Below are 20,385 nucleotides of genomic sequence, written 5' to 3'. Positions count from 1 at the left end.
GGAAAAAGGGAGCTGCCATGAAAGCCATCCTGTCCCCATTGGGCCTGACCTTCGGATTATTTGCCACGACCGCGTTGGCGCAAGCTGACGACGTGACCACCTTTACCCTTGATAATGGGATGGACGTTGTTGTGATCGAAGATCACCGCTCGTCCGCCCTGACCAATATGGTTTGGTACAAAGTTGGTGCCGCAGACGAGCCAGCAGGCAAGTCTGGCATTGCGCACTTCCTTGAACATCTCATGTTCAAGGGGACCAAGGACATGGAAGCTGGCGAATTCTCGGCCACTGTGGCGGCGAATGGCGGCACAGACAACGCTTTCACTTCGCAGGATTACACGGCCTACTACCAGAACGTGGCGGCAGACCGCTTGGATCTGATGCTCGGGATGGAGGCGGACCGCATGGTCAATCTGCGCATGACCGAGGCAGAGGTTCTGACCGAGCGTGATGTGATTCTCGAAGAGCGGAATATGCGTATTGAGAACAGCCCGCAGGCTCTGTTCTCTGAGCAAGCCGATGCAGCCCAGTACCTCAATCACGCCTATGGGATCCCCGTTATTGGTTGGCGCCAAGAGATGGAGGGTTTGACCCAAGAGGATGCGCTGTCCTTCTACCATCAGTACTATGCGCCGAATAATGCGATCCTTGTTGTCGCGGGCGATGTCGTTCCATCGGACGTCCGCGATTTGGCAGAGAAGCATTTTGGTGATCTGGAGCCGAACCCCGAACTCGGCCCCCGCGTGCGCCCGCAAGAGCCCCCACAGCGTGCGGAGCGACGCCTTAGCTTTAGTGATCCGCGCATCAGTCAGCCCTACATGATCCGCGGCTATCTGGCGCCCGAACGGGACAGTGGCGATCAGCGAAAAGCGGCGGCTCTAACGCTGCTGTCTAACTTGCTAGGGGGAGATGGCACCACGTCGTATCTGGCGACCAAACTTCAGTTCGATACCCAGACCGCCGTATATACCAGCGCGTCGTATTCTGGGGCGACACTGGATGATACCAAATTCACTTTTGTCGTTGTGCCCGCTCCGGGTGTGGAGTTGGCCGAGGCTGAAGCGGCTATGGATGACGCTATCCAGGCCTTTATCGCCGAGGGACCAGACCCAGACGATCTAGAACGGATCAAGACACAGTTCCGCGCGTCCGAGATTTACGCAATGGACAGCACCAGCACCCGCGCGAACCGCTACGGGGCAGCCCTGTCGATCGGCTTGACCGTCGAGGACGTACAAAACTGGGTGCCGACGGTGCTCGACATCACCGAAGAAGAGATCATCGAAGTGGCGAAATCCGTGCTCAAGCGCAGCAGTTCGGTCACCGGTTATGTGACGGCGGGCAATACCCCTGAAGCCGGAACGGAGGGTTAATCATGAGATACCTTATCGCATTGTGTCTGGTCGCACTGTCGACTCTGCGCGCCGCCGCTGCCGTGGACATCCAAGAAGTCGAGAGCCCGAATGGTATCAAAGCCTGGCTCGTCGAAGAGCACTCCATCCCCTTTGTCGCGCTGGAACTGCGGTTCCGTGGTGGCGGCAATCTGGACGCCGAAGGCAAGCGCGGGGCTACGAACCTGATGATGGGTCTGTTAGAAGAGGGCACCGGCGACATGGACGCCCGCGCCTTTGCAAGGGCTCGGGATACACTGGCCGCCTCTTATCGGTTTAACACCAACGCGGATTCGGTCTCGATCTCGGCGCGGTTCCTAACCGAAAACAAAGAAGAGTCGATGGACCTGCTTCGTCAGGCGCTCGTCTCTCCCAGCTTCGACGAGACCGCAGTCGAGCGCGTGCGCCAGCAGGTGCTGACCGGCATCCGGAGCAGCCAAACAGATCCCAACGACATCGCCAGCCGCGCGTTTGCCGCCCAAGTTTATGGGGACCACCCCTATGCGACGGAATTTGAAGGTACCGCCGAAAGTGTTGCAGCCCTAACCCGCGACGATATCGCGCAGGCCCACCAGAATGCGCTAACCTTGGACCGCGTATATGTGTCTGCCGTGGGTGACATCACGGCCGAAGAACTGGGGCAAATGTTGGACGATCTGCTGACTGGTCTTCCGGAGAGTGGTCCAGAACTGCCGGGAGACGCGATCCTGACCTTTGACGGCGAAACAACTGTTGTGCCGTTCGAGACACCGCAGTCGGTCGCGCTGTTTGCGCAGCCGGGGATGAAACGGGACGATCCTGACTACTTTGCCGCGTACATCCTGAACCAAATCCTGGGTGGTTCGGGTTTTGACAGCCGCCTGATGACAGAAGTCCGCGAAAAGCGGGGCCTGACCTATGGCATCGGCAGCTATCTTGTCCCGCGCGATCATGCCGAGCTTTGGGTGGGCCAAGTCGCATCGGGCAACGACCGGATGGCAGACGCGATCAGTGTCGTGCGCGACGAGTGGGCTAAACTGGCGACCGAAGGCGTCACTGCAGAGGAATTGGAGCAGGCCAAGACCTATTTGACTGGCGCCTATCCCCTGCGATTCGACAGCAATGCCGCCATTGCACGGATCCTCGTGGGCATGCAGATGGATGATCTGCCGGTCTCCTACGTCGAGACCAGAAATGATCGGATGAACGCAGTGACGCTAGAGCAGATTAACCGCGTTGCTTCGGAGCTGATGCAGCCGGATAAGCTGACGTTTAGCGTGGTGGGTCAGCCTGCGGGCCTATGATCTGCCCTAGAGATTCGTAAGATCGCGTGCTAAGTCTTGGGGTATGACAATGAGCAGCCCCAAGATATCCACAGATCAGGTCTCTCGCCCTGTAATTCGCCAGCTTGACAGTGGCGCCATTAACCGCATCGCCGCTGGCGAAGTTGTCGAGCGGCCTGCATCGGCCGTGAAGGAGCTGGTCGAGAATGCAGTCGACGCTGGCGCGCGCCGGATTCAAGTCTGTGTGGCCGATGGTGGCAAGACCTTGATACGCGTGACGGATGACGGCTGTGGCATGTCTGCAGAGGACTTGCCATTGGCATTGTCGCGCCATGCCACCAGCAAGATCGACGGCTCTGATCTCTTGAATATTCACACCTTCGGTTTCCGAGGCGAGGCGCTGCCGTCCCTTGGCGCTGTTGGACGGTTGACGATCACCTCGCGCCCCTCTGGGGAAGACGCTGCGCAAATCACAGTCGCAGGTGGCGAAATGGGGCCGGTCAAACCCGCCGCTCTGACCAGCGGGACTGTGGTTGAGTTGCGTGATCTGTTCTACGCGACCCCTGCGCGCCTGAAGTTCATGCGCAGCGACCGCGCTGAGTCCCAAGCGATCAGCGATGTGGTGAAACGCTTGGCGATGGCCGAGCCGTCCATCGGCTTCACCCTGCGCGATGTTTCGGGCGGCGGTTCGGGGCGTGTGACCTTTCGCAGCGACCCAGAAACAGGCGATCTGTTCGACGCGCTTCGCGGGCGGCTGGCCGGAGTCCTCGGTGGAGAGTTCTCTGAAAATGCTCTGGCGATTGATGCCGAGCGCGAAGGCGTCCGCCTGACGGGCTACGCGGCTCTGCCCACCTATTCTCGCGGCGCGGCCGTCTCACAGTACCTGTTCGTGAACGGGCGGCCTGTGCGGGACAAACAGCTCACCGGCGCATTGCGCGCCGCTTACATGGACTTTCTGTCCCGTGACCGACATCCCGCAGCTGTTCTGTTCGTCGATTGTGACCCGCAAAAGGTCGACGTGAACGTCCACCCTGCCAAGTCAGAGGTTCGGTTCCGCGACCCTGGTCTGGTGCGCGGATTGATCGTCTCGTCCTTGCGCCACGCTTTGGCCGAAGCTGGGCATCGCGCTTCTAGCACCGTCGCGGGCGCTACCTTGGGGGCGATGCGAACCGAGCCGACCCAGCCGCGCGTGTTCCAATACCAGATGGATCGCCCGTCTGCTGCCGCGCGCAGTGCCAGCTACATGGGCCAAGCTCCTGCGATCCAGCCTGTTCCACCGCGTGACACTGGCTTTGCCGAGTTTTCGACCGCCTACAGCGGGCGCGTCGTGGAAACCCCGCCTGTCCCTGATACGCGTCCCGAACCTGAAACCGAAGCGCCGGAACCTGTGCATCTGCCTTTGGGCGTGGCGCGCGGGCAGGTGCACGAGAACTACATCATCGCGCAGACCCGTGATGGTATGGTGATCGTCGATCAGCATGCCGCTCACGAACGTCTGGTCTACGAAAAGCTGAAAAAGCAGATGGCTGAAAATGGCGTCGCGGCCCAAGCCCTGCTGATCCCCGAGGTCGTGGATTTGTCCGAAGGCGACAGCGCGCGGTTGCTAGAACACGCGGATGATCTGGCACGCATGGGGCTGAGCATTGAACCCTTTGGCGCTGGTGCTGTCGCAGTCCGCGAGACCCCAGCGATCCTCGGAAATGTGGACGCCAAGGCGATGGTTCTCGACATTCTGGATGAGTTGACGGATCAGGGCGAAAGCCTGTCCCTACAAGCGCGACTTGAAGCAATCCTGTCCCGTGTCGCCTGCCATGGCTCAATCCGATCCGGCCGCCGGATGCGGGCCGAAGAAATGGATGCCCTCCTGCGCGAGATGGAGGCCACGCCTCATTCCGGTCAGTGCAACCACGGACGCCCCACCTATGTGGAGCTGAAACTCTCTGACATCGAAAGGCTGTTCGGGCGCACATGACCGACGACACCGCACTTACTTTGACCCTTCAGAATCCTTTGGTTCTGGGTGCCCTCATCCTTGGTGGATTGGTGCTGCTTATGCTGTTCGCGGTCATGCGCTCTGCTGGAAAGTCTGCCCAGATGATGGAGCCGATGGCGCGCCAGATGTGGGCACTAGACCAGCGCGTTCAGTCTCTTTCTGATGGTCAGCAACAATTGGCGGGTGGATTGAACCATGTGTCAGAGGCGCAGGCCTCTAGTCAAAAGCACATGCTACAACTGATGGAGCAGCGTCTGGCGACGGTGACCGAGCAGATGAATGTGAACCTGCACGGATCGGCGCAGCGGACGGCAAAGTCGCTGGGGGAGTTGCAGCAGAGGCTCGTCGCGATCGACAAGGCGCAAGAGAACATCACCAAACTGTCCGGTGATGTTCTGAGCCTTCAGGATATTCTGTCGAACAAACAGACCCGTGGTGCATTCGGCGAGATCCAGTTGAATGACATTGTGGGCAAGGCGCTGCCTTCGGACAGCTACGTTCTCCAGCACACGCTGTCTAACGGGCGCAGGGCGGACTGTTTGATTCACCTGCCCAATCCGCCAGGACCAATTGTTATCGACAGTAAATTCCCGCTCGAGGCCTATGAGGCGCTGCGCAAGGCCGACACGCAATCCTTGCTGAACGAGGCGGCGCGGATGCTACGTCAGTCCGTGCGCAACCATATCAAGGCGATTTCCGAGAAGTACATCCTAGAAGGTGAGACGGCGGACGGCGCAATCATGTTTCTGCCGTCCGAGGCGGTGTACGCTGAACTTCACGCCAATTTCCCCGAACTGGTGCGTGAGGGTTTCGAAAAGCGGGTTTGGATCGTGTCTCCGACCACTTGCATGGCGACCCTGAACACCATGCGTGCGATCCTCAAGGATGCGCGGATGCGAGAGCAGGCGGGTGCCATTCGCAAAGAGTTGGGTCTGCTTTATTCGGACGTGGATCGTTTAGGATCACGGGTCGAAAATCTGGACCGCCATTTCAATCAGGCGGCCAAGGATATCTCTGAAATCAAGATTAGTGCCGAAAAGGCAGGCAAACGCGCTCGTCGACTGGATAATTTCGATTTCGAAGAACTTGCGCCAGAAACCGCCGATCAGTTAGCCATCAATACGCAAAAAACTGTCTAAATCCGCCGATCGTTCGCCACGCGAACAATTCAGGGGTGACGCAACCGCAATTTCTGTGTTTCTTCCCCGCAATTCTGCCGAAGACGTGCCTTAGCGCGCAGTGGCGACCTTGGGACGATAGTGGAAGACATGATGAAGCAGTGGAAGACATGATGAAGCGCACCCTCACCTGTGTGGCCTTTGGCCTATTCGTATTGACCAGTGCTTGCAGTCAGATGGCAGAGCCGGACCCCGATGTGAAACCGCTCGCATTTGCCGACTATGCCGCGCCCCTTTACCCGAACGAAACACCGGAAATCCGGTCTCTCATTCTGAAATACGCAGAAGAATACCAAATTCCCCCGACGCTGATCCAACGCGTCGTAATCCGCGAAAGCACCCACCGCCCGGGTGCGCGCAATGGCCCCTACTACGGCCTGATGCAGATCCTGCCCGCCACGGCCCGCAGCATGGGCTTCAAAGGCGAGCCGACGGACCTTCTGGATGCGGAAACCAATCTGAAATATGCGGGCAAGTACCTGCGCGGTGCCTATCTGGTGGCAGATGGCAACGAAAAAGAAGCCGTCATGCACTACGCACGCGGCTACTACTATGCGGCCAAAGCCAAAGGTCTGCTGGACGAAACAGGGCTGCGTTAAGCAGCCCTTTTTTCTTGCCTGAGTTTAGATGCGTAGAAACGGCTGCGCGAGCCGCGGCAGCAAGCTGCGGAACCGAAGCGGTGCGTCGGTCGCGGCCAGACAGATACAATCCTCGCCGATATCCGCAACAGGGGTGTGGAACAGGTCCTCGTCCGCAACTTCAATGTCACCGGGACCAAAGTGATCGGTTTCGTCCTGAAACGCACCCTGCAGCACCAAGGTTAGCTCGGTCCCGCGATGCCCATGATCCGGCACAGCGCATCCCGCAGGAATGTAGAGCAGGCGCGCGGTTGCATCCTTTTCGGTTGGGATAATCGCTTGTTTCACGCCCATGCCGATCGACCGCCACTTCACGCTTTCTAGGTCGCCGCCGACGAAATCCTGCACCGGACCGGGCAAAACACCCTTTTTGCAGGGTTTTGGAGCGGATAGTTTCGGCGCGCCTTCGATCAGGCGCATGGTCGCAGCAAAACTGTCATCGGACAACTCGGCGGTATCCAAATCCTCAATCAAGGCCCCGCCGGTTGCATCAAAACTCTCGGCTGCCGCACGGCAGGCGTCGCACATCGATAGATGGGCGGCAACAATCAGATCAAAAGCCTCGGTCAGGGTTCCTGCAGAGTAGGCCATCAACAGTTGGTCGGTCAGGTGGTGTTTAATATCGCGCATCATCACAGTCACTTCATCTGGTGGCGCAAGCGGTCCAGCGCCAACCGTATCCTAGATTTGATCGTGCCCAAGGGCAGACCCGTTTCCTCGGCGATTTCACTGTGAGTAAGATCGCCAAAGTAGGCTTTCTCGACCAGCTGCCGTTGTTTTTCTGGTAGAGCGCGGATTGCCTCTCCCAGTCTTTGTGTCTCTTGCTGCATTGCGAAGGTGTCTTCGGCGTCGGGCTCGGCCTCTGGTCCCCAAGGCAAATCCTCGGGTTCAGGGCGGCGCCGTTTGCGCAGCATGTCAATCTTGCGGTTCCGTGCGATCGTATAGATCCACGTGGAAACCGAGGCCCGCGAGGGGTCGAACATCTCTGACTTGCGCCAGATCGTGGCCATCACCTCTTGGGTGCATTCCTCGGCCAAGGCTTCGTCCGCACCGGACTTGATCAAGAACCCCTTCACCCGCGGAGCGAAATGGGCAAACAGCTCTTTGAAAGCTGCCTGGTCCTGAGCACGGATGCGATGGATATGGTCGGTCCAGTCCTGTGCGGGCTGTTGTGGGGCGTCGGGCACTGCGGCGTCTTTCAGGCGTGGAGAGCGTACGTCATCCTCCATAACACGACGCTTCGCGGGTGCTGGCAACCTGTTTTCCGAAATATCCAACCGTTCCATCAACATGCATCCTATACGCATCAATAAAACGTTTGGATCACCTCAGATTATTTTTTTCATCCGTCCGCGTCTGACCAGCGTAACAGAGAATAGAAAAACAGGAGTCACACACTAATGCCCTTCGAGACATCATCCTCTATCGCACGCAAGATCGCCGTTATTGGTGGTGGCATTTCCGGGATGGGGGCAGCCTATTCATTGTCCGAGGACCATAATGTGACCCTGTTCGAGGCCGAGCCGCGCCTTGGCGGCCACGCCCGTACTGTGATTGCGGGCAAGAACGGGGATCAGCCCGTTGATACAGGCTTCATCGTGTTTAACCACGTGAACTATCCGAACATGGTCGAACTGTTCGAGCGTCTGGATGTGCCCACGGTCAAAAGCGATATGAGCTTTGGCGCGTCGATTGACGGCGGATGGCTGGAGTATGGTTTCGGGTCGGTGAACGCGACATTCGCGCAGCGGCGCAACCTGATACGCCCGAAATATCTGGGAATGATCCGCGACATCTTCCGCTTCAATAAATCGGCGGTCGAGGCGGCGGCGAACATGCCGGATGCCACGATTGGCGAACTTCTGGATCATCTGCAGCTAGGTGAGTGGTTCCGCAAGTATTACCTCGCCCCGCTGTCCGGTGCGATCTGGTCTACGCCGGTCGACGAAATTCTGGATTTCCCCGCGCAGGCGATGATTACCTTTTTGGAGAACCACGCGCTCTTGAGCCACACAGGACAGCACCAATGGTACACCGTGCAGGGCGGGTCCATCCAATACGTGACGCGGCTGAAAGCGGCGTTGCAGCGAAAAGGGGTCGAGCTACGCATTGGATCGCCGGTCCAAGGGGTGCGCCGTACCTCTGTTGGTCCGCAAGTTCGCAGCTTTGGCGGAGAGTGGGAGCAATTTGACGAGATTGTCTTTGCGACGCACTCTGACGTGTCGCTCGCTTTGCTCGAAGACCCGATGCCGCACGAGATCGATATCCTGAGCGCGGTGAAATACCAGCCGAACAAAATCGTGCTGCACGCGGATGCTTCGGTGATGCCCAAGCGTCGTCTTTGCTGGTCATCATGGGTCTATACCGAAGACCGCGATGCCCCCAGTGACCGGATCGACTTGACCTACTGGATGAACTCACTGCAGCCGATCCCGATGGATGACCCGCATTTTGTGACGCTGAACTCGCGCCGTGCCATCCGCGAAGACCTGATTTACGACGAGGTGACCTTCATGCACCCCGTCTACGACATGGCGGCGTGGGATGCGCAAAAGAAGATGCCTTTGGTCAACGGCACAGCCAACACGTGGTTCTGCGGCGCGTGGATGAAGAATGGCTTCCACGAAGATGGCCTGTCCAGCGGTCTAGAAGTCGCTGACAGCCTGCGTCTGCGGGTTCGACAACAGGTGGCTGCCGAATGAATACGGTGGACCACATCGCGGGGTACACATGGCACGGGCGCAAGGGCGGGATCGAGAACGCCTTTCGCTACAGCGTTGATTACGTGCTGTTGAACCCTGAGCAGGAGGTACAGCCACCGCGCTTGTTTTCGCGCAATGCCGGCAACCTTTTTTCTTTGCAGGACAAGGATCATGGCGGCGCACCAAAGGACGGGCGCGGCGCGCCTTGGGCTCGGACTGTGCTGCGAGACAATGGTGTAGAGGTCGACGGCGAAATTTTGCTTCTAACCCAGCCCCGTGTTCTGGGCCACGTGTTCAATCCGGTGAGCTTCTGGCTGTGCTACGACGCTGAACAAACCCTGCGCGTGGTGATCGCGGAGGTCACAAATACCTTTGGCCAACGTCACAGCTATCTGTGCCACCACGATGACCTGTCCCCAATTAATCCCAGCGACAAGTTGGTCGCGCGCAAGATTTTCCACGTCTCTCCGTTCCAGCCGATCGCGGGCGAGTATCAGTTTCGCTTCGACATCCGAAGAGATCGGATCGGGATCTGGATTGACCTGACCCATGACAAGGGTGGGCTGACGGCGACATTGACGGGCAAACGGGCACCGCTCACGAACCGTTCCATTCTGAAGTCGGTGTTCCGCCGCCCCTTTGGCGCGCGGCGCGTAGTGTTTCTGATCCATTGGCAAGCGCTTAAGTTGTGGATCAAGCGCGCAGGATATCGACCAGCACCGGAGGAGCCCGAGTCAGAGGTCAGCCGGTGACACAGCATCGGCCCTTGTGGCCATATTCAGTGTTTGCAGGTGTGCTGGCGGCGGCGGGTCTTCCGATCTACATGCACGCGCCAAAATTTTACGTGGATTCCTATGGCGTCGGGTTGGGGAGCCTTGGGGCCATCCTAGCTGGGCTGCGTTTGCTGGATGTTGTGCAGGATCCCCTGTTGGGGTTGCTCTCTGCCCGCATTCGATACCGCAGTCTGGCCGTGTTCATCGGATTGGCTGTACTGGCTGCCGCGATGGTCGGATTGTTCGCAGTCTCGCCGGTGTTCGGACCCGCACTGTGGTTCGCCGCCATGCTGATTCTGATGTTCTCGGCCTACAGTTTTCTGAGCATCACGTTCTACGCAGTGGGTGTGAAGCGGGCCGAGACTCTGGGCCGCGCCCATCTGCGACTGGCTGGGTGGCGCGAGGGCGGCGCGCTGGTTGGCGTGTGTCTAGCCGCGATTGCGCCGGTTATGCTTGCTGGGGTGATAGAGGCGCCCTTTGCCGGATTTGCGGTCGGGTTCGTGGCTTTGGCCGCGGTAGCCGCTATCGTGATGGCACCCGAATGGGGCGCGACCCATGCCGTGCCGGAACAGCCTGACATTCGCCGCATCCTCGGGGACGGTGCCGCCCGCAGGCTTCTGCTGTTGGGTGTTGTCAATGCAGCCCCTGTCGCGGTGACTTCGACCTTGTTCCTATTCTTTGTCGAAAGCCGTCTGCAAAGCATCGGCAGCGAGGGCCCGCTTCTGGTGCTGTTCTTTGTGTCCGCTGCAGTGGGTGCGCCAATCTGGTCGACGATTGCCCAACGGGTCGGGGCACGACGTGCCCTGATCTACGGCATGGCCCTGTCCATCGCGGCGTTTCTCTGGGCGCTGACCTTGGGGGCGGGTGATGTTTGGCCTTTTGCGGCTGTGTGTGTGGCGACGGGACTCGCCCTTGGGGCAGATATGACCATCCTGCCTGCGATCTTTGCGGGGCGCATGGCGCGTATTGATCCAAACGGCGCGGCAGGCTTCGGCCTGTGGTCCTTTGCGACCAAGGTCAGCCTGGCGTTTGCGGCGGCGGTTCTACTGCCCATTCTCCAAGGCGCTGGGTTCGAGAGCGGCGGGCCGAATACGCCCGCGACCTTGTACCTGCTCACAATCCTCTATGCAGGTGTGCCCTGTTTGTTGAAGTTATGCGCCATGGCATTGCTCATGCGTACCCCCATCGAAAAGGAGCTGTAGACGATGACTGTCCTATGGATTTTCTTGGGCTTTGTGATTTCCCTGATCGGTTTCGTGATCGTGAAGCGGAAAATGTCATTCTCCGCGCAAAAGCCCGCGGATTACGACGGACCCCTCTCTTTTGACGTTCGAAAGGCGCTTTCTGGCCCTCTGTTGTGCGAAGGCGTGATCTACGGACCGACCGGCCGCGTTGCCTCGCGCTTTTGTGCGGAAATGGAAGGGCGCTGGGACGGGAACAAAGGGACGCTGAGCGAATTCTTCACATATGACAGTGGCTCTCGGCAGGATCGCGAATGGCAGCTGGTGGTGTCCGACGACGGCACCATCGCAGCCGAAGCAGAAGACTTGATCGGAACCGGACGCGGATGGCAGCGCGGAGACGCGGTGCAATTGAATTACCGCATTCGTCTGATGGAGGACGCAGGGGGCCACGTTTTGGATGTGACGGACTGGATGTATTTGACGCCGAATGGGGTGATCATGAACCGCAGCCAGTTCAAAAAATTCGGGATCACGGTGGGCGAATTGGTCGCCACCATGCGTCCAAAGGAGGTTGCGTGATAGATTGGAACGGCAAGCGGTATTGGTTGATCGGGGCGAGCGAAGGGCTGGGCCGCGCTCTGGCCCACCAATTGAGCCGCGTCGGTGTCGAAGTGATTGTGAGCGCCCGCTCCGAGGATCGGTTGAACGACTTGGTCGCAGAGCTGCCGGGCCGCGCCCGCGCCGTGACGTGCGATGTATCAAGCCTCGAGAGCGTGTCGAAGGCCGCTGAGGAGGTCGGAGATGTCGATGGTGTCGTGTACTTGGCGGGCGTCTATTGGCCGATGACGCCCAAGGAAATCGACGCCGAGAAGCTAGAGCTGATGGCAGATGTGAATTTGACCGGTGCGATGCGCGTTGCAGGGGTGATGGTGCCGAAATTTGCCAACCAAGACCGTGGTCATATCGTCTTTACCGGCAGCCTGTCTGGCTTCCGCGGATTGCCGGGCGCGGTCGGATACGGTGCATCCAAGTCCGGCGTAATGTCACTGGCAGAAACGCTTTATGCAGATTTGCGCAAAACAAACGTTCGGATTCAATTGGCAAACCCCGGCTTTATTAAGACGCGGTTGACCAACAAAAATGATTTCAAGATGCCCTTTCTCATGGAGCCAGAGGACGCGGCGCGCGAAATCTTTGACCACATGAACTCCCCCAGCTTTGCCCGCAATTTCCCCACGATGTTCTCGTGGGTGTTCCGACTTGCCAATTTGCTGCCAGACTGGGCCTATTTCCGCCTGATCTCCTGAACCAAACTGTGTTGCCCTAGATCAAGGACGGCAGGCGCAAAACGCCGAATGCTGGATCAGGGCCGAAGAAGGAAACGAGCCATGCTAAGAATATCCTCGTCAAAAGTTGCTCAGATCATTTTGCTGGCGCATGAGCTGCGGATGAATTCGGGCGAAATGGAAATCCTGACCGAAGACCTTTCTGAAGACGAAGTGCAGACCATGGGACGGATGGATGATGACGCGATCCGCTCTTTCATCGGCGATCTGAACGAAGAAGAGCAAACCGATCTTATTGCTCTGGCGTGGATCGGGCGCGACACTTTCACCGTCGATGAAGTGGACGAAGCGCGGGCGACCGTTGTGTCCGAAGCCACCAGCGAAACGGCAGATTATCTGCTGGGGATGCCCGAACTTGCTGAGTATCTGGAAAGCGGTTTGGACGCTTTTGGCATCTCTGCCGAGGACGAAGAAGACGACATCATGTGAAAAAGGGGGCCTCGGCCCCCTTTGGATCAGATATTTACCAGATGCTTACGGTAGGTCGCCATCGCGCGGCCCCACACGCCGGAATAGGTATCCTCGAGTTGCATCAGCCATGGCAGCAATTGTCCCGAGAAATCCTGAGAGCTTTCGAGCGGTAGCATCGAGGGCAAGTTATCGATCGCGGTGACATCCAAGGGCGGGTCGTCGTGGACGCGGGTTGCGGGCTCTGCCCAGGTGGTGGCCTCATGGTACAAGGGCACAGGGTTAAAATCGCTGTCCGGATCGCAGGCGATATCCCCGATGACAGACAGCTTGCGTTCCGTTTCTTTGGCAGACGCGGGAACGAAAACGGGCGTCCTTGGTCCTGCCAAAATGCAGTTTAGAAAGACGTCATGTTCGAGAATTTCTGGGAAAGGTCCCCCGTGAGCGGTTTCCTTCATGTCCCATTTGGTCACGTCCACACCTAGTTCGCCGCACAGATCGCTCGCGCCTGTACCGACGCGGCCAAGCGCGCCTATGACGATGGCGTCGGGGCGGGGCTGACCGGTGCGGTCCAGTTCGTCCCGCAGCATGGCGCACATGGTTTTTGCATTGGCGTAGCCTTGCATCGGGGGGCAAATCCCGCCGGATTTCTGCGCGGCCCAAGCGCGCAGCGCCACTGCTGCACCCGCATAACCGGCCCAATACCCGAACGCGGCCACGCGGCGCCCCTGTTCATTCACCAAATATTCCAGATCAAACAGAGTCCCGCCGCCAGCTTTGAACCGTTTCAGCAGGCGCTGACCTGCGGACTGACCTTTGTAGGCATGGCCGAACATGATGTGGCGGTGAACGAGCGGCGTGTCCTCTTCTGGCAGCTCTTTGAGGCCAAAGATGATGGCGTCTTTTGGGGCGTCCGGCCAGCTGCCTTCGGCGGCGATTTCCGCGCCTGCCTTGCGGTACGCGTTAATCGGGATAATGCGCTGGCTGCTTTCTTCGACGGTGACCTGATATCCGGCAGCGATCATTTCGGCCACGCCTTCGGGGGTGATGCCGACGCGCTGTTCGTTCTGGCGGCTTTCGGTGCGGACCCAGAGGTGAGTCATCGTGGTTTCCTTTGGTCTATCAGGCATGGGTTTTGGCGTGGATGCGGTCGGGCACATCCAAGTGCGGCGTCGCGCCGAATTGGGTCAGATACAAGTCATCCCCACGCAATTCGAATTTGTGCACCGAGGTGTGGGCAACAGCCAGGAACATCTTTACCTTGGCGGCGGTTTCCAGACCCAAGGCAATTGCGGTCAGGGTCGAAATCACACCGGTCGACGTGACCAGAAGGCAGCGTTCGCCCGTGCCAGCCGCCGCCCGAAGCGCGCCGAAAATCCGGTCGTGAAAGGCGTCATAGCTTTCGACATCAGGGTGGATCCCGTCATTGCGCCACGCGTCCAGTACCTGGGGGACGTGGGCGGCAAACTCGGTGGCGCAGGTCGGGATTGGCACTCCGTGGCTGTTTTTCAGCGACTCGGCAAGGCCAAAGTAGTCCAGTTCGTTCAGGCGCGCGTCTGTGTCGTGGGGCAAGGCGCGGCGGTTCAGGCCCTGCGCGGTCTCGATCTGGCGGCGCATCGCGCCAGAAATAATGCGGTCATAGGGCGCGACGGTTTCCAGATGCTGGCCAAGCCACGCGGCTTGCTGGTGGCCCAGATCGGACAGGCGGTCATAGCTGGCTTCGTCCTGCGCGCCGGTATTGGCCTGCCCGTGGCGCACCAGTGTAATCTCGGTCATCTGCGACTCCTGTTCTTGCCCGTGGTGCTTAGGCCGAGGGCAGCGCGGGTCGCAACCCCTATCGCCAGCTCACATCGCCAAGAAAGATGTAGCCCGCGCCGTAGATCGTTTTGATGAGGCGGGGGTTCTTGGGGTCCTCTTGCAGCTTGGTCCGCAGGCGCGAGATTCGGACGTCCATCGCGCGGTCAAAGCTTTCGCCCGCTGCGCCGCCCAATGTTTCCTGCATATAGGCACGGGTGATCAGCCGTTTCGGGCTTTCGAGGAAGAGACGCAGCACTGCCCCTTCGGCATGGCTGAAGGGGGTTTCGGTGCCATCGGTGTTCTCTAAAGTGAACCGATCGAAATGGGCGGTCCAGCCTTCGAATTGCGCAGTCTCGCCGCTGGATTTCGTGGCTTTGCCCTTGCGCAGACGGGCGCGGATGCGAGCAACGACTTCGGACGGGTCAAAGGGCTTGATGATGTAGTCATCGGCGCCGAGCTCAAGCCCCGTGATCCGGTCCTGCACTTGTGCGCGGCCCGAGATGATAATCACGGTTGCGCCCTGTTCCAGCGCCAGCCGGTGAACCAGCGACAGCCCGTCCCGATCCGGCAAGGACAGGTCCACGAGGCACAGATCGGGCTGGCAGGATTTCAGCGCAGCCTCGAACTCCGTGGCGCGGCCAAAGGACATGGTCCGGAAACCAGCCTCTTGGAGCGTATCGGCCAAGAGCTGACGGATTTCCGGTTCATCGTCCAGAATGGTGACAAGGGGTTCTGTCATGCTTGGACCTCTGACCCGAGGGCGGCGGCCAGATCGGACGCGTCGAAGGGTTTGCGCAAGACCGTTCCGCTGGCACGGGCCGCGATGTGATGGGGGTGGGTGTCGGGCAGAGACGTCATGAGCACAATCTTCGCAGGATGGTTCGTCAGGGCGGCGCGCAGGTCGAGCCCCGTCGCCTCGCCCGTCAGGGAAATGTCGGAGACGATGTAGGCGATTTCCGGCAGGTCACGGGCCAGCGCGAGGCCTTCGTCGACCGAGGTCGCTTCGATCACCGAGTGCCCTTGGCTGGTCAGCATATCGCGGACGGTGGTGCGGATGTCGTCGCTGTCCTCGACCAACAGGACCAGCGCGGGGGCAACTGCGGTGGGGGCGGCGCGCAGGGGCAGGCGGATGGTGACGCGTGCGCCTTGGGACGTGTTGCCCAAGGTGACTGTGCCGCCCGCTGTTTTGGTCATGTCGTAAACCATCGGCAGTCCAAGGCCCGAGCCTTCGCCGCCTTTGGTCGTGAAGAATGGGTCGAGCGCGTGTTTTAAGGCGGTTTCGGAGAATCCTGGCCCCGTGTCCCCGACAGATAGCTCTAGCCATGTGTCGCTGATCGCCCGCAGGCGCAGGGTGATCTGCCCCTTGGCCCCGCAGGCATCCCGCGCATTCAGCACGAGATTTAGGGCAGCGTCTTGCAAGAGGCCGGAGTCCAGCAGCAGCGGGGTGTCCGGCAACTCCGTTTCGACCTTCAGATAGACGCCATCGGGCAGTGTGGACCGCGCCAGAGTAATCAAGTCTTTGGTGAACGCTTTCATGTCGACAGAATGCAGACGGAGTTCGCGTCCCGCTGTGATCCCTGCGATCTTGTTCAACAGCCGCCCGCCACGGTTCGCGGCATTGATCGTGGCGCTGATCAGGTCGGCCGCATCAGCGGGCAGGGACATGCGAGCCAGTTTCCCTTGCATCCCCAGAATGATCGTCAGCAGGTTTGAAAAGTCATGGGCCAAGCCGCTGGTCAGTTGCGCGGCCATTTCGCGTTTTTTCGTCTGCTGGAGCGCGGTGCGGGCTTGGGTTTCCTCGGTCACATCAAGGGACAGCACGTTCACGCCAGAAATCTGGCCCGTGCTGAAGTCAGGGGTAAAGGCCGCGCGGATGCGGCGGGACGTTGGGGCGTCGGTGAACTCGATCACGGCGGATTCGCCGGACAGGGCGCGCTGGACGGCTGGCAGCACCTTTGGGAAGGATTCGCCCAACGCCTCGGTCATGGTCATGCCCAGAATGTCTTTGCGCCGGCCTGGCATGACCCAAGATAGCTGCCGGTTCGAATAGGTATAGCGCAGGTTCAGATCGACGCGAGCGATGTGGGCGGGCATCATCTCGGTCGTCAGACGGATGCGGGCCTCTGCCTCATTCGCGCGGGCTTTGGCCTGTTCCAAGGCGGCGTTTGTGGCAGCCAGTTCACGGTTCGCGCCGGACAGTTCCTCGGCATAGGACAGGACTTGGTCGCTCAGTTCCTCGGACCGCGCGCGCAGCAGGGCCTCTTGGCGTTTGATCTGGGTGATGTCGGTGTAGACCGTGACCCAGCCGCCTTCGGGCAAGGGGTTCCCTTCGACGCTGATCACGCGGCCATTGGCGCGGGTGCGCTCCATGTAGTGCGGGGCAAAGGTACGGGCTTGTTCGAGGCGTGTCGCCACGTAGTCAGGGATATCGTCAATCTCGCCATATTCGCCGCGTTCGGCCAGATAGCGGATCACATCCTCGAAACTCGCACCGGGCGTGGCCAGCGAGTCGGGCAGGTTGAACATCTCTTGCATGCGGCGGTTCGCGATCACCAGACGTAGGTCGGAATCGAAAATCGACAGGGCTTGCTGGATCAAATCCAACCCCGCTGTCGTCATCGCGTGAATGGCGTGATCGCTTTGTGTCATGGCTCCTCCGGCCCGTATTAGTCGCTATCGAACAGGCAGGTGCAAGGCCGACGCGGCGGCTGTTACAATTCGTTAGGTTTCAGAAATTTTCAGGAAAAAGTTGACCGACAGGCTGAGACCATGACCCAATAGGTCAAGAGTCGCTCTGGCGGCTTGTCCGGAGGGGAGACCGGACATAGGGAGGAAAATAACGTGACACTGACGCATACTGCGTCCGACGCGCTGGAGAGCTTTCCAGCGCTGTTGGAGCGTAATGCCCGACTGTACGCGGCCAAACCGGCGTATCGCGAAAAAGAGTTCGGTATCTGGCAAAGCTGGACGTGGTCCGAGACGGCCAAAGAAGTTGAATCGCTGGCGCTTGGCCTGATCAATATGGGCATCGCCGAGGGCGACTACATCGCCATTATAGGGCGCAATCGCCCATATTTGTATTGGTCCATGGTGGCCGCGCAGGCTGTGGGCGCCATTCCGGTACCGCTGTACCAAGACGCAAACGCCGAAGAGATGGCCTATGTGCTGGACCACTGCGGCGCGCGTTTCGTGATAGCGGGCGATCAAGAGCAGGTCGATAAAGTCATCGATATTCAGGACGACTTGCATCAGTTCGAGCATATGATCTATCTCGATCCGAAGGGGATGCGGAAATACGATCACACCCGTCTGCATGAATACAGCCATGTGCAGGAACAGGGCCATGCCGCGCGGGACGAGCTTACACCCGAACTGCACCGCCGCACTGCCAAGCTGAACTACGACAGCACCTGCGTGATGCTTTATACCTCGGGCACCACGGGCAAGCCCAAGGGCGTGGTTCTGTCCAATCGCAACATGATCGAGACCGCCAAGAACTCGTCGGAGTTTGACCATCTGAAGGCCGGGGACGAGGTGCTGGCCTATCTGCCGATGGCGTGGGTGGGGGATTTCATCTTCTCGATCGGGCAGGCGTATTGGACAGGGTTCTGCGTGAACTGCCCCGAAAGCCCCGAGACGATGATGACCGATCTGAGGGAAATCGGGCCGAGCTACTATTTCGCCCCGCCGCGGATTTTCGAGACCCAGCTGACCCAGACCATGATCCGGATGGAGGATGCTGGGCCGACTAAGAAGAAGATCTTTGATCACTTCATGGCGCACGCCCGCAAAGTCGGTCCGGCTATTCTGGACGGCAAATCCGTGAGCCCGATGGACCGGCTGAAGTACGCTCTGGGTGAGTTCATGGTCTATGGCCCGCTGAAGAACATGCTTGGTTTTGGCCAAGTACGTGTGGGCTATACCGCAGGCGAGGCGATCGGGCCCGAGATTTTCGATTTCTACCGCTCGCTCGGGATCAACCTGAAGCAGCTTTATGGTCAGACAGAGGCCAGCGTGTTCATCACCCAGCAGCCCGATGGCGAGGTGCGCTCGGACACGGTGGGTGTGCCTTCGCCCGGTGTCGAAGTCCGCATCGCCGAAAATGGCGAGGTGTTCTATCGCAGCCCCGGAACGTTCGTCGAGTACTACAAGAACGCTGAAAGCACGGCTGACACCAAGGATGCCGAGGGTTGGGTGGCCACTGGTGACGCTGGGTTCTTTGAGCCATCGACCGGCCATCTGCGGATCATCGACCGTGCCAAAGACGTGGGTCAGATGGCCGACGGCAGCCTGTTCGCGCCCAAATATGTCGAGAACAAGCTGAAGTTCTTCCCGAATATCCTTGAGGCCGTGGTGTTCGGCGCAGGCAAAGATCGCTGCACGGCGTTCATCAACATCGACCTGACGGCGGTGGGCAACTGGGCCGAGCGGAACAACATCGCCTATGCCTCCTATCAGGAGTTGGCGGGGCATCCGCAAGTGCTGGAGACGATCCAGAACCATGTCGAAGAGGTGAACCGCAGCGTTGCGCAGGACGAGATGCTGTCGGGCTGCCAGATCCACCGCTTCCTTGTGCTGCACAAGGAGTTGGATGCGGATGATGGCGAACTGACCCGCACCCGCAAAGTGCGCCGCAAGATCATCGCCGAGAAATTCGCTGATCTGGTCGGGGCGCTCTATGACGGATCGCCGAGCATCTACACCGAGACTGAGGTCACCTACGAAGACGGTCGAAAAGGCAAAATCCGCGCAACGCTGGAGATCCGCGATGCCGAAGTGGCGCAGGTTGCGACCCAGAAGGTGGCGGCGGAATGAGCATGTGGATCAGTCAGCATGAGTATTTTCAGCAAAAAGAAGGGATGGACCTGTGTTTGAAGGAGCGGACGCAGTGATGGACGCGAGCGCAGGATACGTGACCGAGGACGGTCGCCAGATCGGCGGCGTCTTGATGGAAATGAAGAACATCACCCTGCGGTTTGGCGGCGTGGTGGCGATCAAGGACATCAGCTTTGACATTCGCGCGGGCGAGATCCGCGCGATCATCGGGCCGAACGGGGCGGGCAAGTCTTCGATGTTGAACATCATTTCGGGGTTCTACACCCCGAGCGAAGGGTCGGTCTGGTACAAGGGTGCGCCGCGTCCGCCGATGCGCCCGTATGAGGTGGCGCGGATGGGCGTTGCGCGGACGTTCCAGAACATCGCCTTGTTTGAAGGGATGACCGTTCTGGACAACGTGATGACGGGCCGTTTGACCAAGATGAACGCCGGGATCGCAAGTCAGGCCCTCTGGTGGGGCAAGGCACGGGACGAAGAGGTCGCAAACCGCGAGAAGGTCGAGGAGATCATCGACTTTCTGGAAATTCAGGCTATCCGCAAAACGCCTGTGGGTCGCTTGCCCTATGGCTTGAAAAAGCGGGTGGAACTAGCGCGGGCCTTGGCGGCTGAGCCGTCGATCCTGCTGCTGGACGAACCCATGGCGGGTATGAACGTCGAAGAGAAAGAGGACATGAGCCGCTTCATCCTCGATGTGAATGACGAATTCGGGACCACGATCGCCCTGATCGAACACGATATGGGCGTGGTCATGGATCTGAGCGACCGCGTGGTTGTGATGGATTACGGCAAGAAGATCGGTGACGGCACACCTGATGAGGTGCGCAACAATCAAGACGTGATCGACGCCTATCTTGGCGTGCAGCACTAAAGGAACGAG

The 20,385-nt window shown here is 59.3% G+C and carries 19 protein-coding genes; 13 read left to right on the top strand and 6 right to left on the bottom strand.

The annotated features are described in order from the left end of the window. The first annotated feature begins 17 nt into the window (after positions 1-17). From N4A58_RS13960 to N4A58_RS13940, 5 genes are all read left to right on the top strand, one after another. Positions 18-1,373, top strand: coding sequence for a pitrilysin family protein (locus N4A58_RS13960; protein WP_293710628.1), 1,356 nt, complete (start codon positions 18-20; stop codon positions 1,371-1,373). A 2-nt stretch (positions 1,374-1,375) separates the two neighbouring features. Then, the gene (locus tag N4A58_RS13955; RefSeq protein ID WP_293710626.1) at positions 1,376-2,674 is read left to right on the top strand and encodes a pitrilysin family protein; all 1,299 of its coding nucleotides are present in this window, start codon (positions 1,376-1,378) and stop codon (positions 2,672-2,674) included. A 43-nt stretch (positions 2,675-2,717) separates the two neighbouring features. Next, positions 2,718-4,625 carry a DNA mismatch repair endonuclease MutL gene (gene mutL / locus N4A58_RS13950; RefSeq protein WP_293710624.1) on the top strand — a complete coding sequence of 636 codons (1,908 nt, stop codon included), beginning with the start codon at positions 2,718-2,720 and terminating at the stop codon, positions 4,623-4,625. Then, complete coding sequence (locus N4A58_RS13945) at positions 4,622-5,785, top strand: DNA recombination protein RmuC (RefSeq protein ID WP_293710622.1); 1,164 nt, start codon at positions 4,622-4,624, stop codon at positions 5,783-5,785. Before mutL ends, N4A58_RS13945 begins: the two co-directional genes overlap by 4 nt. Before the next feature lie 215 nt (positions 5,786-6,000). Further along, complete coding sequence (locus N4A58_RS13940) at positions 6,001-6,423, top strand: lytic transglycosylase domain-containing protein (protein WP_293710918.1); 423 nt, start codon at positions 6,001-6,003, stop codon at positions 6,421-6,423. A 24-nt stretch (positions 6,424-6,447) separates the two neighbouring features. On the opposite strand, the gene N4A58_RS13935 is transcribed toward N4A58_RS13940, so the two are convergent. Together N4A58_RS13935 and N4A58_RS13930 are read right to left on the bottom strand one after the other, a co-directional pair. Next, a complete protein-coding gene (locus tag N4A58_RS13935; RefSeq protein ID WP_293710620.1) occupies positions 6,448-7,095 on the bottom strand; it encodes a ChrR family anti-sigma-E factor in 648 nt (215 codons plus the stop codon). 5 nt (positions 7,096-7,100) lie between these two features. After that, positions 7,101-7,748, bottom strand: coding sequence for a sigma-70 family RNA polymerase sigma factor (locus tag N4A58_RS13930; RefSeq protein WP_293710618.1), 648 nt, complete (start codon positions 7,746-7,748; stop codon positions 7,101-7,103). Positions 7,749-7,862: 114 nt separating this feature from the next. On the opposite strand from N4A58_RS13930, the gene N4A58_RS13925 reads away from it, so the two are divergent. The 6 genes from N4A58_RS13925 to N4A58_RS13900 all read left to right on the top strand — a co-directional run bounded on the left by N4A58_RS13925 (position 7,863) and on the right by N4A58_RS13900 (position 12,896). Beyond that, positions 7,863-9,164 (top strand): NAD(P)/FAD-dependent oxidoreductase, encoded by a 1,302-nt coding sequence (locus tag N4A58_RS13925; protein WP_293710616.1) that lies wholly within the window; start codon positions 7,863-7,865, stop codon positions 9,162-9,164. Beyond that, a complete protein-coding gene (locus N4A58_RS13920; protein ID WP_293710615.1) occupies positions 9,161-9,916 on the top strand; it encodes a DUF1365 domain-containing protein in 756 nt (251 codons plus the stop codon). Before N4A58_RS13925 ends, N4A58_RS13920 begins: the two co-directional genes overlap by 4 nt. Then, positions 9,913-11,139: an MFS transporter gene (locus N4A58_RS13915; protein ID WP_293710614.1), complete on the top strand. Its 1,227-nt coding sequence runs from the start codon at positions 9,913-9,915 to the stop codon at positions 11,137-11,139. The genes N4A58_RS13920 and N4A58_RS13915 overlap by 4 nt, the downstream gene beginning before the upstream one ends. Positions 11,140-11,142: 3 nt before the next feature. Continuing rightward, on the top strand, positions 11,143-11,700 hold the full coding sequence (locus N4A58_RS13910; RefSeq protein ID WP_293710613.1) for a DUF3833 family protein: 558 nt from the start codon (positions 11,143-11,145) through the stop codon (positions 11,698-11,700). Further along, the gene (locus N4A58_RS13905; RefSeq protein WP_293710612.1) at positions 11,697-12,428 is read left to right on the top strand and encodes an SDR family oxidoreductase; all 732 of its coding nucleotides are present in this window, start codon (positions 11,697-11,699) and stop codon (positions 12,426-12,428) included. Before N4A58_RS13910 ends, N4A58_RS13905 begins: the two co-directional genes overlap by 4 nt. Positions 12,429-12,509: 81 nt before the next feature. Then, the gene (locus N4A58_RS13900) at positions 12,510-12,896 is read left to right on the top strand and encodes a DUF3775 domain-containing protein (RefSeq protein ID WP_293710611.1); all 387 of its coding nucleotides are present in this window, start codon (positions 12,510-12,512) and stop codon (positions 12,894-12,896) included. A gap of 26 nt (positions 12,897-12,922) precedes the next feature. Here N4A58_RS13900 and N4A58_RS13895 read toward each other — a convergent pair whose 3' ends face one another. From N4A58_RS13895 to N4A58_RS13880, 4 genes are read right to left on the bottom strand one after another with little or no spacing between them, the layout of a single operon-like run. Further along, positions 12,923-13,978: a saccharopine dehydrogenase gene (locus N4A58_RS13895; protein ID WP_293710610.1), complete on the bottom strand. Its 1,056-nt coding sequence runs from the start codon at positions 13,976-13,978 to the stop codon at positions 12,923-12,925. 19 nt (positions 13,979-13,997) lie between these two features. Then, on the bottom strand, positions 13,998-14,651 hold the full coding sequence (locus N4A58_RS13890) for a histidine phosphatase family protein (RefSeq protein WP_293710609.1): 654 nt from the start codon (positions 14,649-14,651) through the stop codon (positions 13,998-14,000). A 58-nt stretch (positions 14,652-14,709) separates the two neighbouring features. Next, positions 14,710-15,411, bottom strand: coding sequence for a response regulator transcription factor (locus N4A58_RS13885; protein WP_293710608.1), 702 nt, complete (start codon positions 15,409-15,411; stop codon positions 14,710-14,712). Then, on the bottom strand, positions 15,408-17,321 hold the full coding sequence (locus tag N4A58_RS13880; RefSeq protein WP_293710607.1) for a PAS-domain containing protein: 1,914 nt from the start codon (positions 17,319-17,321) through the stop codon (positions 15,408-15,410). The genes N4A58_RS13885 and N4A58_RS13880 overlap by 4 nt, the downstream gene beginning before the upstream one ends. A gap of 192 nt (positions 17,322-17,513) precedes the next feature. On the opposite strand from N4A58_RS13880, the gene N4A58_RS13875 reads away from it, so the two are divergent. Both N4A58_RS13875 and N4A58_RS13870 read left to right on the top strand, forming a co-directional pair. After that, positions 17,514-19,487, top strand: coding sequence for an AMP-binding protein (locus N4A58_RS13875; RefSeq protein WP_293710606.1), 1,974 nt, complete (start codon positions 17,514-17,516; stop codon positions 19,485-19,487). Between the two features lie 73 nt (positions 19,488-19,560). Beyond that, positions 19,561-20,376 (top strand): ABC transporter ATP-binding protein, encoded by an 816-nt coding sequence (locus tag N4A58_RS13870; protein WP_293710917.1) that lies wholly within the window; start codon positions 19,561-19,563, stop codon positions 20,374-20,376. The last annotated feature ends 9 nt before the right edge of the window (positions 20,377-20,385 follow it).

This window comes from Donghicola sp. (genome assembly GCF_025210255.1).
In the GTDB taxonomy this organism is placed as follows: domain Bacteria; phylum Pseudomonadota; class Alphaproteobacteria; order Rhodobacterales; family Rhodobacteraceae; genus Donghicola; species Donghicola eburneus.
Note: the sequence above shows the minus strand (reverse complement) of the source record. Positions and strands in the feature narration are given on the sequence as shown.